Consider the following 14,672-nt stretch of genomic DNA (forward strand, 5'->3'; position numbering starts at 1 on the left):
ATGTGCACCGCGTGACCGAATTCAAGGCGCCGAAGGGCGTCCCGGACTACCTGCCGCCCGAGTCCGCGCAGTTCGTTGCGGTGCGCGACGGGCTGCTCGACGCTGCCCGGCGAGCAGGCTACGGGTACGTCGAGCTTCCGATCTTCGAGGAGACCGCGCTGTTCGCGCGCGGCGTCGGAGAGTCGACCGACGTGGTGTCCAAGGAGATGTACACGTTCGCCGACCGCGGCGACCGGTCGGTCACGTTGCGGCCCGAGGGCACCGCCGGGGTGATGCGCGCCGTCATCGAGCACGGCGTCGACCGCGGCGCACTGCCCGCCAAGCTGTGCTACTCGGGTCCGTTCTTCCGCTACGAGCGGCCGCAGTCCGGACGGTATCGCCAGCTTCAGCAGGTGGGCGTGGAGGCCATCGGCGTCGACGACCCCGCACTGGACGCCGAGGTGATCGCGATCGCCGACGCCGGGTTCCGGTCACTCGGCCTCGACGGTTTCCGCCTGGAAATCACGTCGCTCGGCGACGACACGTGCCGACCGCAGTATCGGGAGTTGTTGCAGGAGTTCCTCTTTGGGCTCGACCTCGACGAGGACACCCGGCGTCGCGCGGAAATCAACCCCTTGCGCGTGCTCGACGACAAGCGGCCACACGTGCGGGAGCTGACCGCCAACGCGCCCCTGATGCTCGACCACCTGTCCGATGTCGCCAAGCAGCACTTCGACACCGTGCTCGCGCACCTGGACGCGCTGGGCGTGCCGTACGCGATCAACCCGCGGATGGTGCGTGGGCTCGACTACTACACCAAGACGACGTTCGAGTTCGTCCACGACGGGCTGGGCGCCCAGTCCGGCATCGGTGGCGGCGGCCGCTACGACGGGCTGATGCGCGAGTTGGGCGGGCAGGATCTCTCGGGCATCGGCTTCGGGCTCGGTGTCGACCGAACGATGCTGGCGTTGAAGGCCGAGGGCAAGACCGTCGGCGAAACCGCACTCGTCGACGTATTCGGCGTTCCGCTGGGTGACGAGGCCAAGCTGGTCCTGGCCAAGCTGGCCGGAGCCCTGCGCGCCGCAGGGGTCCGCGTCGACCTGGCCTACGGCGATCGCGGGATGAAGGGCGCGATGCGCGCGGCGGACCGGTCGGGAGCACGCATCGCGCTCGTCGTGGGCGACCGCGACGTCGAAGCGGGCACCGTCGGCGTCAAGGATCTGACGTCGGGGGAGCAGGTCGACGTCGCGGTGGGCGACGTCGTCTCCGACGTCACGTCACGGTTGGCGTGACTCCAAGTGGCTCCGGCACGCGGCCGTCAGCACCTCATCGACGTTGCCGATCCCGCCGTCGAATGGGTTGCCGCGTTTGAGCACTCGGGTCCCGCCGGGCGTCACGGCGACGAGCTTGGGTGAGCTCGACCCGAGTTGCATCTTGCGCTGGAACCGGACCTGGTCCAGCGGCACTATCGCGCCACCCGCGTAGCTGAAGATTCCGAGCTTGCGGTCGATGACCGCCACCGGACGGCAGGCGTGCAGTGGTTGGGCGCGGCGCCGCCGGATGGTGCGGAACGCGAAGGCGGCGCCCACCGCTGCCACGGCGCCCACCCCCAAGAACGCGGCACCGAGCCAGGCAGACATGGTGAACAGGGCGACCACGCCGAAGCCGCCGACGACGATGGCCAGCACGCCGAGCACGAAGACGGTCACCGCCAGTGCGCCGGTACGGCGGTCGATGACCAGGACACGCCTGCCGTCGTCGGTCACCAGGAGGCCGCCGGTGTCGACGAGGACTCGCGGCTCGGTTGCTGACGTCATCCGGGCAGCTTGTCACGCTCGAGTCCGGTGGACAGGCGGTTCGGCAGTTCGGCTCGACGGTCATGGCAACATCGAGACGATGCGAGTCCTCGTGCAGCGCGTCACCTCGGCGCGGGTGGTCGTCGACGGAGCCGTCGTCGGAGCGATCACACCGGACGGGCAGGGGCTGGTGGCCCTGGTCGGCGTCACGCACGACGACGACACCGGGTTGGTTCGCAAGATGGCCGAAAAGCTCTGGCGGCTGCGCATTCTCGACGACGAGGCCAGCGCCGCCGACGTCGGCGCGCCGATTCTGGTGGTCAGCCAGTTCACGCTGTACGCCGATACGAAGAAGGGGCGCCGCCCGTCGTGGAACGCAGCCGCGCCCGGTGAAGTGGCAGAGCCACTCGTCGGAGAGTTCGCGACCGCCCTGCGGGAACTGGGCGCCCACGTAGAGACGGGGGTCTTCGGGGCGGACATGCAGGTCGAGTTGGTCAACGATGGCCCGGTGACGATCCTGCTGGAACTCTGAGTTTGCCGAAGTAGGGTGTGCGACAGACCGATATCGGAGGTGTCATGGGGTTAATCGCGCTCGAAGAGCATTTCGCCTGGGACCCGGCCAGCGCCGGAAACCCCGTGGCCACCTGGCTGCAATCGAACAATCCCGTCGGCTACCAGCGACTGTACGACCGGGGACCGTTGCGTCTCGAGCAGATGGATGCGGCAGGCATCGACTTCCAGATCCTTTCGCTGTTCGACCCCGGCGTTCAGGAAGAGCCAGACGTTGCACGCGCCATCGACCTGGCTCAGCGGGCCAACGACGAACTGGCGGAGACGGTGCGCGGAACTCCCGGGCGATTCGGTGGATTCGCGACGTTGGCGACTCAAGATCCCGACGCCGCTGCCGTCGAACTGGAGCGTGCCGTCACCGAACTCGGCCTCGTCGGTGGGCTGATCAACGGGCATTGTCAGGGGCGGTATCTCGACGATCCGGCGTACGAGCGGCTGTTCGCGTGCGCCGAGTCGCTCGGCGCGCCGATCTATCTGCATCCCACCACGCCGCATCCCGCCGTCATGGAGGCTTGGTTCGCGCCCTACGTCTCCGACGGATTGCACCTCGCGTCTTGGGGATTCGCCGTCGAGGCGGGCACCCACGTGTTGCGGCTCATCTACTCCGGGTTGTTCGACAAGTTTCCCCGACTGCAGATGATCATCGGACACCTCGGCGAAATGCTGCCGTTCGCGGCGTACCGGATCGACCGCTACTTCGGACTCGGGGGCGATGGTTCGAGTCGCAGCTTGCAACGGCTCCCGTCCGAATACCTGCGCAGCAACTTCCACGTCACGACGAGTGGAAACTTCTGCACGCCTGCATTTGCGTGCACGCTCGACGTGATGGGATCCGATCGGGTGATGTTCTCGGTCGACTATCCGATGGACGACAACCAGACCGGTGCCGAGTTCATGCGGTCCTACCCGATGGACGACGCGACGCGGTTGAAGGTCGGTTCGGGCAACGCGTTGCGGCTCTTCGGTGCGCGCCTACCGTCCCAGCTGGGCGACGGTCCGGCTTAGAGCGCGAACACCTGGCCGTCACGGGCGACGGTGACCTTGCCGGAGTAGTGCTTGCCGATCGCGTCGAGCCATTGGGCATCGGGCAGGTCGGTCGGTGAATAGTGGCTCAGGACGACGTGTTTGGCGCCGGCTGCGGCGGCGACCTCGCCGACCTGCTCCGCGGAGGTATGCGAGTTCACCAGGTAGTCCGGGGGGAACCTGTTGTCGTAATACGCATCGTCGAGGCTGAACTGCGCCTCGTGCACCAGGATGTCGGTGTTCGCGGCCAGCCTGATCAGGTTGTCGGACTTGGTGGTGTCGCCCGAGAAGGTCACGGAGACACCGGAGCGCTTCAGGTCGAAGCGGAAGCCGAACGCCGGGTAGACGTCGTAGTGGGACACCAGGGTGGCCGTGACGTCCACGTTGTCGTCGGACATCACCGGGAACGGGTCCACCCGCGGTGCCCTGTTCAGCGCGTCCGAACCCGGAGGCACGACGATCTCGTTGACGTCGATCAGGGACTGGATGTCGTCGGTGCCCATGTCGCGGATGAAGATGTTGCTGGTGTATGCGAACGCGCGGAGTAGGGCGTCGCTGGTCGCCGCGAGGCCGGGTGTGGGATTGCCTGGGTCGACGGTGCTGGGATCAGGATTTCCGACGCGGCTTGGCGGTAAGCCTCCAGCAGGCCCGGGACCGTAGACCGTCACCGGCGCCTTGCCCGGCGAGGCGGTGTAGCCGCCGGAGAGGAAGAAGCTGTAGTAGTCGACGATGTGGTCGGTGTGCAGATGGGTGATGAACAGACTCTTCAAGTCGTCGAATCGAAAGCCTGCATTGGCGAAGGCGTTGAGCGAGCCTAGGCCGCAGTCGATTTGGTAGACGTCGCGGCCGACCTTCAGTGTCGACGACACTCCGGTCTTGTTCGGGACGGGCGGTGGTCCGGCTTGCACTCCCAGGGTGACCAGCGCGTTCTGGGGTAGCGCGGGTGCGTTCGGTGCCGGCGCCGCCGAACCGCGGGCCGACGTGCCGAGCGCGGCCCCCGCGACGACCGCGGAGATCGAGGCGGCGAGCGCGGTACGCCTCGAGATCGAGACCCCCGCCGGTCCATGTGCGGCGTCGCAACCGCAGGGGCTCTTCACGGCGATCACGTTAGCCGAGCGCACGGCCGCTGTGCGTAGATCCGAGTGACGGGTGGTGCGCGATGTAACGATCCGGTACCGTCCGCCGATGTGACGGTCATGCGAAAGAGAACAGCCGTGGTCGGGGCCGCGTTCGCGCTGGCAGCCGCATCGATTGCAGTAGGACAGCCGACGGCGAACGCCGATCCGGCCACACATCAGGTCCACTACACGCTGACGGCCGCGGGACCGGGCGACTTCAACCTCTACTATTCGTTCGCCTCACCCCCGAGCTTGGAGGCGTACCACGCCAACTCGGGCGCATACGTCAGGAGCGAGAAGGTCAACCTGGCGCCGGGTGCGTCGTGGGAGTTCGACGCCACGCTAACCGATTCGCAATGGGCCTTCCTGTCCGCGAGCGGTGCCGCGCACGCCATGCAGGCCGACCCCAACGTGCACTGCGTGATCACCGTCGACGGTCAGGTGGTCGCCGACCAGACCGGTCCCTTCACGACACAGTGCCAGTTGCGTTCGTGGAACTGATGCCGCAGTAGTGCTGTTCGATTGACTTTTGATCGAACATGCGTTCGAATGAATGAATGCGGTGGGACGGCCAAGGCGTAGACGTCGACGACGGCGCGTTGCCGGGGCTTCAGCGGCTCGGACTGGTGCGTTCGGTGCGCACGCCGCAGTTCGACGGCATCACGTTCCACGAAGTGTTGTGCAAGTCCGCACTCAACAAGGTGCCTGAGGCATCCAAACTGCCGTTCCGCTTCACCGTCAACGCTTTTCGCGGATGCAGTCACGCCTGCCGGTACTGCTTCGCACGACCCACGCACGAGTACCTCGACTTCGACTGCGGCAACGACTTCGACACCCAGGTGGTGGTCAAGATCAACGTCGCCGACGTACTGCGGCGAGAGTTGGCCCGTCGGTCGTGGACGCGGGAGACCGTGGCGCTCGGGACCAACACGGATCCGTATCAACGCGCCGAGGGTCGCTACGCGCTGATGCCGGGAATCATTGGTGCGCTGGCCGATTCGGCTACCCCGTTCTCGATCCTGACGAAGGGCACGCTGCTGCGGCGGGACCTGCCGCTCATCGTGGCGGCCGCCGAACGAGTCGACGTCAGCGTTGCGGTCTCGCTGGCCATCGGAGACGCTGAACTTCACCGGTTGGTCGAGCCCGGTACCCCGACGCCGGAAGCCCGGCTCGCGCTGATCCGCTCGATCCGCGACGCGGGATTGGACTGTCACGTCATGGTGGCGCCGGTGCTGCCGCTGCTGACGGACTCGGTAAGCCACCTCGACGAGCTGCTGGGCCGAATCGCCGAAGCCGGCGCGACGGGGGTGACGGTGTTCGGCCTGCACCTGCGCGGTTCGACGCGGGGCTGGTTCATGGGGTGGCTGACGCGCGAGCGTCCGGAGTTGGTGGGGGAGTACCGAGAGTTGTACCGGCGCGGTGCGTATCTGCCCGAGAGCTACCGCGACATGCTTCGCGCCCGGGTTGCACCGTTGGTCGCCAGGCACGGCCTCGAGCCCGACAATCGTCCATTTGCGATGCGCGGCGCCCCGGCGGTTCAGTCCGCCGGGGCGTTGCTGCAACCAACCCTGTTCTAGCGTGCGTCGTCAGCTCACGCGCTGCCGCACCTGCTGCTGCGACCCGACCTGCTCGACGGGTAGCGCCGTGAAGGTCACGTCGTCGTCGATCGGGCCTCGACGCAGCAGGGCGACGTCGCGCACGTAGTTCTGGTGAAGTCGCCACGGCAGGCGGTCGCCCTGCTTCGGCAGCAAATCCATGCTGCGCCGGACGTAGCCAGACGTCAGATCGAGGAACGCATGGTGCGCCGACACCCGACTCGCGTCCGGGGTCACCGAGGCGTACCCGTGGCGATCCATGTGCGCGAGGAGGCGGCACACGTATTGCGCCACCAGGTCGGCCTTGAGCGTCCACGAGGCGTTGGTGTATCCGATGGTCCACGCGAAGTTCGGGACGTCGGACAGCATCATTCCCTTGTAGGACACCGTCTTCGAGAGGTCGACCGGGCGGCCGTCGACGACGAGTTCCATGCCGCCGATGGCGAGCATGTTCAGCCCGGTGGCGCTGATCACGACGTCGGCGGGCAGTTCGGCGCCGGAGGCCAGCTTGATGCCGGTCTCGGTGAACTCCTCGACCTGGTCGGTCACCACCGAGGCGCTGCCCTCGCGGATCGCGGTGAACAAGTCGCCGTCGGGCACCAGGCACATGCGCTGATCCCACGGGTTGTAGGACGGGGCGAAGTGGGTGTCCACGTCGTAGCCGTCCGGTAGTTGTGCGACGGCGGCCTTTCGCAGCATGGACTTCACGTATTCGGGGCGGCGGCGACTGAGCTGGAAGATCGCCATTGACTGAAGCGTGTTCTTCCACCGCACGATCGCGTATGCCAGCTTCTGGGGTAGCCGCGCGCGCAACCGGTCGGCCAACGGATCGCGGCCGGGCCGGGACGCGACGTACGTCGGCGAACGCTGCAGCATCGTCACGTGGGCAGCGGTGGCGGCCAACGTCGGCACCAGGGTCACGGCCGTTGCGCCACTGCCGATCACGACGATCCGCTTGTCCCGGTAGTCCAGCCCCTCGGGCCAGTGCTGCGGATGGATCACGGGTCCTTGGAAGCGTTCCACTCCCGGGAACGTCGGGCTGAATCCCTCGTCGTAGCGGTAGTAGCCCGAGCAGACGTAGAGGAACGCGCACTGCATCGTGACGGTCTCGCCGGTGTCGGTGCGCGCAACGTCGACGGTCCACCGCGCCTCGGCGCTACTCCAACTCGCGGTCGTCACACGGTGATTGACGCGGATCAGCCGTTGCACGTCGAACTCGCGCGCGGTGTCGTGGATGTAGCGCAGGATGCTCGGGCCGTCGGCGATGGACTTGGCCTCGGTCCAGGGCCGGAATCGATAGCCGAGCGTGAACATGTCCGAGTCCGACCGAATGCCGGGGTAGCGGAACAGATCCCAGGTACCGCCGATCGAGTCCCTTGCCTCGAGTACGACGACCGACTTCTCCGGCCGGTCTTGGCGCAACTGGCATGCAGCGCCAACGCCCGACAGGCCGGCGCCGACGATGAGTACGTCGGTGTACTCGATGGCTTCGTTCGTCGACATGGGCACACCTCTCGTCGGGAGCGTCCGGTACGCACGCGTACCGTCGTCGGTACATGACCGTACCACTATTGAACGTGTGTGGAAAGAAGCCTTGCCCCGTTCGGTACTGCGGCGTACCGTGTCCGTAGCCATCACGTGCCGACAGCGAGGAGACGACATGGGCGAGGCCACGACCGACCCGGTGCGACTGCCACCTGCGCCGCGCATCCCGAAGGCCCTGCAGGCCCTCGGCTTCGTCATCAATCGCGACAAGGCCGTCGCCGCGGTGAGCAGGCGCTACGGCTCGGCGTTCACGCTGAACCTGCCGATCTTCGGGCACGCTGTGGTGATCAGCGATCCGGCACTGGTCAAGGATCTCTTCACGACGAGTAGTGACCTGATCGCCCGCGGGGGCACGCTCGGGGAGGTGCTGGGCCCCGGGTCGACGTTCAGCCTCGAAGGTACCGCGCATCGGCAACGCCGCAAGCTGTTGGTACCGCCGTTTCACGGCAAGCGGATGGCTGGCTACGAGGACATCGTCGAGCAAGAGGTGATGCGCGAGATCGCGACATGGCCCGAGGGCGAGGAGTTCGCCACGCTGCCGTCGATGATGCGGATAACGCTCAACGCGATCCTGCGCACGGTGTTCGGCGCCGAGGGCGCCGCATTCGAGGAGCTGCGGGAGTTGTTGCCGCCGATGGTCTTGCGCGCGTCCCACCTGGCGGTGCTGCCGCCGTTCGCCCGCCGTGACTACGGTCGGTGGAGCCCGTGGGGGCGAGTGGACGCGATGCGCCGCCGCTACGACGCGATCATCGCGCAGCTGATCGCCGACGCGCGCAATGACCCACACTTCGAGGAGCGCAACGACGTGCTGGCGTTGATGCTCCAGGCACGCTACGAGGACGGTTCGCCGATCACCGACGATCACGTCGCCGACGAACTGCTGACCCTGCTCGCGGCCGGCCATGAGACCACGGCCACCACGCTGGCGTGGGCGGTGGAACGGTTGCGCAGGCATCCGCGCATGCTCAACCGGCTGACCGCCGAGCTCGACGCTGGCGAGTCCGAGCTGCTGCAGGCCACGATCTTCGAGGTGCAGCGCAACCGACCGGTCATCAACGCCACCGCGCGCATCACCAAGGAGCGGATCAGGTTGGGGGAGTGGGTCATTCCCGAGCGCCACGCCGTGCTGGTCAGCATCTCGCTCGCGCACGCATCCGAGCGGAGCTTTCCCGACGCCGCTGCGTTCAACCCCGACCGGTTCGTCGGCAACCCGCCGGACAGCCATGCCTGGGTCCCCTTCGGAGGTGGAATCCGGCGCTGCATCGGCGCCGCATTCGCCAACATGGAGCTGATGGTCACGCTGCGTACACTGTTGCGCGAGTTCGAGTTCGGCACCACGTACGCCCCCGGTGAGCCGATGCACTCCCGCGGGGTGGCCACCGCCCCGGGTCGCGGCGGCCTGGCGGTCGTGCACCGTCGGGCGCGCGTCGCGGACGCCGTGCGCGAAGGCGCCGCACAGGTGTCGGCGTGACGGCGGACGAGTCGGTCGCCAGCGTCGGACGTGGAATCACGCTGTGCCACGACGGTTTCGGTGACCCCGCGGACCCACCGATCGTGCTCGTCGCGGGCCTCGGTCAGCAGCTGCACTCTTGGCCGTCGGACTTCGCCGCCGCGCTCGCGGCCCGCGGGTTCCGGGTCATCCGCTTCGACAACCGGGACGTCGGGCGGTCGACGCACATGGACTACCGCGCGCCGAACCCGATCGCGGTGCTGCGTGGCGGCAACCACCCGCGCCAGTACCACCTCGGCGACATGGCGCGTGACACCGTCGGCCTGCTCGATGCGCTCGGCTACCGCGACGCGCACCTCGTAGGCATCTCGATGGGTGGGATGATCGCCCAGACCGTCGCCGCGCACCATCCCGGCCGGGTACGGACGTTGACGTCGATCATGTCGAATACCGGTGCCGCGCGCATCGGTCGGCCTGCGGCCTCCACGTGGCGGCGGATGGCGACGGCGCGCCCGGCGCGGAACCGCGCCGAGGCGATCGACGGAGCGCTGCGGATGTTCCGGCACATCGGATCTCACGGTTACCCGTTCGACGAGGAGTGGGTGCGCGAGCGCGCCGGGGTGGCGTGGGATCGCGATCCGACGTCCGACGGTGTGACGCGGCAGCTCGCCGGGATCTTCGCATCCGGCGACCGGACTGCCGAGCTCCACGAGATCGACGTACCGACGTTGGTGATCCACGGCGACCGCGACCGCATGGTCCATCCGACGGGCGGCGCGGCCACCGCCCGCGCGATCCCGGGGTCGCGCCTGGTCACCATCACTGGCATGGGCCACGACCTGCCGTTCGGTGCTTGGGGGCGGCTACTCGACCTGATCACCGACCACACCGCAGGGGCTTCCGTCCAAGCGTCCACCACCGAGGAGCGAGCATGAGCAGATCCGCCCGACACGTCATCAGCGGCCGAACCGTCGTCATCACGGGCGCTGCGTCCGGGATCGGACGTTCACTCGCGCAACGGCTTTCCGCTCACGGATGCGCGGTCGCGATCGCCGACGTCGACGAGCGGGGCCTGAAGGAGACCGAAGCAACCCTGGGTGGGCCGACGTTGACCCGCGTGCTCGACGTACGCGACGCGGACGCTCAGCACGATTTCGCCGGCGAGGTGGCCGGTTGGGCGCCCACGCCGTTGGGTGCGGTGTTCAACAACGCGGGCGTAGCGGTTTCGTCCCGCGTGCTCGACGCCGTCCCAGAAGACGATCAATGGCTGTGGGACATCAACTTCCACGGCGTCGTCAACGGCAGTCGGGCGTTCCTCCCGATCCTCGTCGCGCAGGACTTCGGGTCCATCGTCAACACCTCGAGCGTGTTCGGTCTCGTCGGCATGCCGAACCAAAGCGCTTACTGCTCCGCGAAGTTCGCGGTACGCGGCTTCACCGACTCACTGCGTCAGGAGCTGCGCGGCACCGGCGTTCGTGCGGTGAACGTGCACCCCGGCGGGATCAACACCAACATCGTGCGCAACGCTCGCTTCCGGACGGATCCCAACGGGCTGGGCCGCAGCCACGAGCAGATGGTGCAGGAGTTCGCAGCCATCACGATGACCCAGCCGGACAAGGCCGCCGAGGTCATCCACCGCGGGGTCGAGCAGGGCAAGGCGCGCATCCTGGTCGGTCCCGATGCGTACCTGTTCGACACCCTGTCGCGGCTGGCGCCAACCCACTACTACGACATTCTCAGCCGGTTCGAGTCGCGACTGCGCGGCAAGGCACGCGCTGGCGAACCCGCTCAGGTCGTATGACCTCGTTGACGTAGCGCTGGCGTGACGAAAGTGCGAGTAGCCGTCGCCGTGAGCGCTACCTCAACGTGATTAGTCGCGCTTGCGCTTCACCTGGTTGAACGGCACGCCTCGGTCGGCGGCGTATTCGCGGGGGAAGCCAAGCACGCGTTCGCCGATGATGTTGCGCGCGATCTCGTTGGTTCCGCCGCCCAGCGAGGCGGCCTGCCGGGAGAGGAACCGCCGGCCGACCTTGAACAACCCGCTGCCGTCGTCGACGACGGCGCCTGCGCCGGTCATTGCCAGCACGGTGTCAATCTCGAACTGCACGTTCTCCGCGTGCGAAATCCGGATGATCGATCCCGCCGCCGGGGGCAGCGATCCGTCTAGCACGCCGTTGTAGACGTGACCGACGAGCTGTTCGTGAATAGCGCGGCGCACCAAGGCACGACCGGCCATTTCCCGAATGCGTTCGTTGTCCGCTAGGCCGAGTTCGTCGACCAGTTCTACGTAGTCGACGGGTTGGTCGGTCTTACCCTCTGCACCTATCCCGCTGGCGAACTCGGAGCCGCCGCCGACCGCGCGGCGTTCGTGGTACATCTGGCGCGACGCGACGTTCCATCCGTCGTTGACCTCGCCCACGACGGCGTCGGCGGGCAGTTCGAGATCGTCGAAGAACTCTTCGCAGAACTCGTCGCCACCATCGACCTGCTTGATCCGACGCATCGTGATGCCGGGGCTCTTGATTGGCACCAGGAACATCGTCAGGCCCTCGTGCTTGGGCACGTCCCAGTCGGTGCGGGCCAGCAACAGTCCATAGTCGGCGGCGAACGCGCTGGTGCTCCACGTCTTGGCGCCGTTGACGATCCACTTGTCGCCACGCCGGTCGGCACGCGTGATCACGCCCGCCAGATCGGATCCACCGCTCGGTTCGCTGAGCAGCTGGACGAGGATCTCGTCGCCACGGATCGCCGCGGAGATGCGGTCCCGCTTCTGTTGTTCGGAGCCCGTGTCCAGAATGGTCGCGGCGCAGATCGTGAACGTCGGTACGTTGAGGATGATCGGCAGCTCATACCGGCGAGACACCTCGTCGAACGCCCGCTGATACTCGATGGGCAGCCCGAGGCCGCCGTACTCGCGTGGGAAGCAGATCCCGGCGAAACCACCCTCGTAAAGCTTCTTCTGCAATTCGCGAGCGCGCAGCCACGGCTGCTCCGCGCCGCGGTCCGCGTCGGGCGGGTTCGCGGGGTCGGTCGTCGGCATGTTCGCCGCCAGCCATGCCTTGGCGCGCTGTGCGAACTCCTCGACGGTCTCCGTGGTGGCTTCCACCGACGTCGTCTCGGTCATGATGCTGCCTTCTGTGCCTCGGCGTGCGCGTACACGCGCAAGTTGTGGTCCTCGGGGGTGCCGAACATGGAGCGGTACAAGGTAACTCGGCGCACGAACAGATGCAGGTCATGCTCCCACGTCACGCCGATGCCGCCGTGCAACTGAACGCAGTGCTGCAACATGGGCGCCGCGTGCTCGCCTACATAGGACTTCGCCACGCTGGCCAGCAGGTCGGCGTCGGCGGCCCGGGTACCAACCGCTGCGATGGCGGCACGAGTGGTCGCCCGGCAAGCCTCTAGCCAGATCTTCATGTCGGCGAAGCGATGCTTGAGCGCCTGATACGAGGCCAACGGCCGCCCGAAGGAGTGCCGGTCCAACGCCCACTGGGTGGTGAAGTCGAACACGGTGTCGAGAATGCCGACGACCTCGGCGCACTGCAACACCTGCGCGACCTGAGCTTGTCTCGCGATGAGCGCCGCCGTCTGAGCGGACGTGCCTACCACGGCTTCGGCGCCGACGCTGACGCCGTCGAAAGTCACTCGCGCGTAACGCTTTACCAGGTCGAGCGACTCCTGCGGTTCGATCGTGACGCCCGCCGCGTTGGCAGGTACGAGGAACTGCTGCAGGGCGTCATCGACGCGGGCGACCAGGAGGAAGACGTCACTGTCGGTGCCAGCCTCGACGCGGTCCTTGACCCCGTCGATCCGATAGCCGTCGGGGGTCGCCGTGGCCGTCACCGTCGTCTGCAACGGCGCCCAGCCCCGGCGCGGCTCGTAGACCGCCCACGACGCGATGAGTTCGCCGGCAACCAAGGCCTCGATGGTCGCCGCGTGCGCTTCGGCGTTCTCGGCGTCGACGAGCCCGGCAAGCACGGTGTTGACGGGATGAAGGGGTCCTGGGGCGACGGTGTGACCGACCTGTTCAGCGACGAGCGCGAGATCCGCGACACCGTCACCCGAGACGCTGCCGCCGCCGAGTTCCTCGGGCACCAGCATGCTGGCCCAGCCGAGTTCGGCGGCCCGCTGCCACCAGCCCCTGTCGAATGACGTTCCGGCCGCATGCAGTTCGCGTACTCGGCTGAGCGAGGCTTCCTTCTCGAGGAAGGCCGCAGCGGTGGACACGAATAGCAGACGTTCGGGGGAGGCGACTTCACTCACGGCGCCAACTTCCTTTCCATAGCCCGCGAACGTGCGTGCCGGCGGGGCCGACACGCACGTTCGCGATGAGCCTGGGATCAGACGAATTCCATTGCGGGCACGTCGGGCTTGTGGACGACCTTGTTGGGCACCTTGAAGAGGTCGATCATGTTGCCGCCCATGATCTTCCGCTGTCCTTCTTCGTCGAGCCCTTGGAGGTCCTCGATCAGGTTGATCGGGTCGGCCAGGCCCTCGGGGTGCGGCCAGTCGGAGCCGAAGATGACCCGGTCGACGCCGCACAGCTCGGCCATCTGCGCGAAGTCGTCCTCCCAGAACGGGGCGACGTACACGCCGCGCTTGAACGCCACGACCGGATCCTCGAGGAACCCCTGCGGCATCTTCGAGTACACGTCCTTGAACTGCTTCAATAGCGTCGGCACCCAGGATGCGCCGTTTTCGACGGACAGGACGCGCAGGTCGGGGTTGCGGGTCAGTGCGCCGTGGCAGACCATCGCGGCCATGGTGTCCTCGATGGGCCGCTTGCCCATCGCGACCATGCGGAACGAGGTCGGCGAGAACGGCTTGAACTCGCTCGCGGGCTCCCAGTCGTTGAGGTACTCGGAGTATCCCGAATCCGACGCGTGCATCGAGACGGGGATACCGGCCTTGACGCAGGCGTCCCAGAACGGGTCGAACTCTTCGGTGCCCATGGAACGGCTGCCACGGTAACCGGGCACCGGTGCGGGGCGGACCAGGACGGTCTTGGCGCCGCGCTCGAGGCACCACTCCAGTTCTTCGAGAGCGCGGTCGACATTGCCCAGGTTGATGACCGGGGTGGAGAAGATGCGGTCCTCGTAGTTGAACTGCCAGGTCTCGTACATCCACTGGTTAAGCGCGTGGACGATGTCGAGGATCAGGTCGGGGTCGTCCTTGAGGCGCTCTTCGACGAGGCTGGCGAGCGTCGGAAACATCAGCGTGTAGTCCAGGCCGAGCGAATCCAACACCTCGAGGCGGGCGGCGGGGTCGCGGAAGGCGGGGATCGCCTTCATCGGCTTGCCCATGACCTCGCGGAAGCTCTTGCCGCCGCTGCCGTGCCGGAAGTACTCCTCCTGCGCGCCGGGTCGGGCGACGACCTCGAACGTCGGGTTCGGGATGTAGTCGCTGACCTGGTTGCGAACCATGATCTTGGTGCGTCCGCGGACGTCGATGTAGTCGATGACGCCCTTGCGGTGATCCGGAAGGAACTGGGTCAGCGCTTCCTTGGGCTCGTAGAAGTGGTTGTCGGCGTCGAACACCGGAAAGGGAAGCTCGCGGCTGGGCATTTCCGCCTCCTGAAAGGCTCGTTGTGCTTGGG

14 protein-coding genes are annotated in these 14,672 nt (G+C 67.1%); 8 read left to right on the top strand and 6 right to left on the bottom strand.

All coding sequences use genetic code 11. The features are described from left to right. Positions 1 to 11: 11 nt before the first annotated feature. A complete protein-coding gene (hisS, locus tag SLQ33_RS11645; RefSeq protein ID WP_319453992.1) occupies positions 12 to 1,271 on the top strand; it encodes a histidine--tRNA ligase in 1,260 nt (419 codons plus the stop codon). On the opposite strand, the gene SLQ33_RS11650 is transcribed toward hisS, so the two are convergent. Continuing rightward, entirely contained in the window at positions 1,257 to 1,796 is a 540-nt protein-coding gene (locus SLQ33_RS11650) for a hypothetical protein (RefSeq protein ID WP_319453993.1), read from the bottom strand. The genes hisS and SLQ33_RS11650 overlap by 15 nt on opposite strands. A 79-nt stretch (positions 1,797 to 1,875) precedes the next feature. Between SLQ33_RS11650 and dtd the strand changes: the two genes are divergently transcribed. Together dtd and SLQ33_RS11660 are read left to right on the top strand one after the other, a co-directional pair. After that, on the top strand, positions 1,876 to 2,307 hold the full coding sequence (gene dtd, locus SLQ33_RS11655) for a D-aminoacyl-tRNA deacylase (protein ID WP_319453994.1): 432 nt from the start codon (positions 1,876 to 1,878) through the stop codon (positions 2,305 to 2,307). Between the two features lie 44 nt (positions 2,308 to 2,351). Next, positions 2,352 to 3,350 (top strand): amidohydrolase family protein, encoded by a 999-nt coding sequence (locus SLQ33_RS11660; protein ID WP_319453995.1) that lies wholly within the window; start codon positions 2,352 to 2,354, stop codon positions 3,348 to 3,350. Here SLQ33_RS11660 and SLQ33_RS11665 read toward each other — a convergent pair. Next, positions 3,347 to 4,465 (bottom strand): MBL fold metallo-hydrolase, encoded by a 1,119-nt coding sequence (locus SLQ33_RS11665; RefSeq protein WP_319453996.1) that lies wholly within the window; start codon positions 4,463 to 4,465, stop codon positions 3,347 to 3,349. The two genes, SLQ33_RS11660 and SLQ33_RS11665, sit on opposite strands and share 4 nt — an antisense overlap. A gap of 99 nt (positions 4,466 to 4,564) precedes the next feature. On the opposite strand from SLQ33_RS11665, the gene SLQ33_RS11670 reads away from it, so the two are divergent. Next, positions 4,565 to 4,987 (top strand): hypothetical protein, encoded by a 423-nt coding sequence (locus SLQ33_RS11670; protein ID WP_319453997.1) that lies wholly within the window; start codon positions 4,565 to 4,567, stop codon positions 4,985 to 4,987. Between the two features lie 56 nt (positions 4,988 to 5,043). Beyond that, entirely contained in the window at positions 5,044 to 6,063 is a 1,020-nt protein-coding gene (locus tag SLQ33_RS11675; RefSeq protein ID WP_319453998.1) for an Rv2578c family radical SAM protein, read from the top strand. 9 nt (positions 6,064 to 6,072) lie between these two features. Here the strand turns inward: SLQ33_RS11675 and SLQ33_RS11680 are convergent, their stop codons facing one another. Next, positions 6,073 to 7,584, bottom strand: a complete 1,512-nt coding sequence (locus SLQ33_RS11680) for an NAD(P)/FAD-dependent oxidoreductase (protein ID WP_319453999.1) — start codon at positions 7,582 to 7,584, stop codon at positions 6,073 to 6,075. A 157-nt stretch (positions 7,585 to 7,741) separates the two neighbouring features. Between SLQ33_RS11680 and SLQ33_RS11685 the strand changes: the two genes are divergently transcribed. From SLQ33_RS11685 to SLQ33_RS11695, 3 genes are read left to right on the top strand one after another with little or no spacing between them, the layout of a single operon-like run. Next, positions 7,742 to 9,097: a cytochrome P450 gene (locus tag SLQ33_RS11685; protein ID WP_319454000.1), complete on the top strand. Its 1,356-nt coding sequence runs from the start codon at positions 7,742 to 7,744 to the stop codon at positions 9,095 to 9,097. Further along, positions 9,094 to 10,011 carry an alpha/beta fold hydrolase gene (locus SLQ33_RS11690; protein ID WP_319454001.1) on the top strand — a complete coding sequence of 306 codons (918 nt, stop codon included), beginning with the start codon at positions 9,094 to 9,096 and terminating at the stop codon, positions 10,009 to 10,011. The genes SLQ33_RS11685 and SLQ33_RS11690 overlap by 4 nt, the downstream gene beginning before the upstream one ends. Then, the gene (locus tag SLQ33_RS11695) at positions 10,008 to 10,877 is read left to right on the top strand and encodes an SDR family NAD(P)-dependent oxidoreductase (protein WP_319454002.1); all 870 of its coding nucleotides are present in this window, start codon (positions 10,008 to 10,010) and stop codon (positions 10,875 to 10,877) included. Before SLQ33_RS11690 ends, SLQ33_RS11695 begins: the two co-directional genes overlap by 4 nt. 69 nt (positions 10,878 to 10,946) lie before the next feature. Here the strand turns inward: SLQ33_RS11695 and SLQ33_RS11700 are convergent, their stop codons facing one another. The 3 genes from SLQ33_RS11700 to SLQ33_RS11710 all read right to left on the bottom strand — a co-directional run bounded on the left by SLQ33_RS11700 (position 10,947) and on the right by SLQ33_RS11710 (position 14,640). Continuing rightward, a complete protein-coding gene (locus tag SLQ33_RS11700) occupies positions 10,947 to 12,200 on the bottom strand; it encodes an acyl-CoA dehydrogenase family protein (protein ID WP_319454003.1) in 1,254 nt (417 codons plus the stop codon). Continuing rightward, a complete protein-coding gene (locus SLQ33_RS11705; protein ID WP_319454004.1) occupies positions 12,197 to 13,339 on the bottom strand; it encodes an acyl-CoA dehydrogenase family protein in 1,143 nt (380 codons plus the stop codon). The genes SLQ33_RS11700 and SLQ33_RS11705 overlap by 4 nt, the downstream gene beginning before the upstream one ends. A 77-nt stretch (positions 13,340 to 13,416) precedes the next feature. Further along, positions 13,417 to 14,640, bottom strand: coding sequence for an amidohydrolase family protein (locus SLQ33_RS11710; protein WP_319454005.1), 1,224 nt, complete (start codon positions 14,638 to 14,640; stop codon positions 13,417 to 13,419). Positions 14,641 to 14,672: the final 32 nt, after the last annotated feature.

This window comes from Mycobacterium sp. RTGN6 (assembly GCF_033804605.1).
GTDB lineage: Bacteria > Actinomycetota > Actinomycetes > Mycobacteriales > Mycobacteriaceae > Mycobacterium.

Coding starts and splice junctions, on each gene's coding strand:
- SLQ33_RS11685 (WP_319454000.1), top strand. CDS start 7,742: ATGGGCGAGGCCACGACCGACCCGGTGCGACTGCCACCTGCGCCGCGC.
- SLQ33_RS11680 (WP_319453999.1), bottom strand. CDS start 7,584: ATGTCGACGAACGAAGCCATCGAGTACACCGACGTACTCATCGTCGGC.
- SLQ33_RS11675 (WP_319453998.1), top strand. CDS start 5,044: ATGCGGTGGGACGGCCAAGGCGTAGACGTCGACGACGGCGCGTTGCCG.
- SLQ33_RS11660 (WP_319453995.1), top strand. CDS start 2,352: ATGGGGTTAATCGCGCTCGAAGAGCATTTCGCCTGGGACCCGGCCAGC.
- SLQ33_RS11650 (WP_319453993.1), bottom strand. CDS start 1,796: ATGACGTCAGCAACCGAGCCGCGAGTCCTCGTCGACACCGGCGGCCTC.
- SLQ33_RS11670 (WP_319453997.1), top strand. CDS start 4,565: ATGCGAAAGAGAACAGCCGTGGTCGGGGCCGCGTTCGCGCTGGCAGCC.
- dtd (WP_319453994.1), top strand. CDS start 1,876: ATGCGAGTCCTCGTGCAGCGCGTCACCTCGGCGCGGGTGGTCGTCGAC.
- SLQ33_RS11695 (WP_319454002.1), top strand. CDS start 10,008: ATGAGCAGATCCGCCCGACACGTCATCAGCGGCCGAACCGTCGTCATC.
- SLQ33_RS11700 (WP_319454003.1), bottom strand. CDS start 12,200: ATGACCGAGACGACGTCGGTGGAAGCCACCACGGAGACCGTCGAGGAG.
- SLQ33_RS11710 (WP_319454005.1), bottom strand. CDS start 14,640: ATGCCCAGCCGCGAGCTTCCCTTTCCGGTGTTCGACGCCGACAACCAC.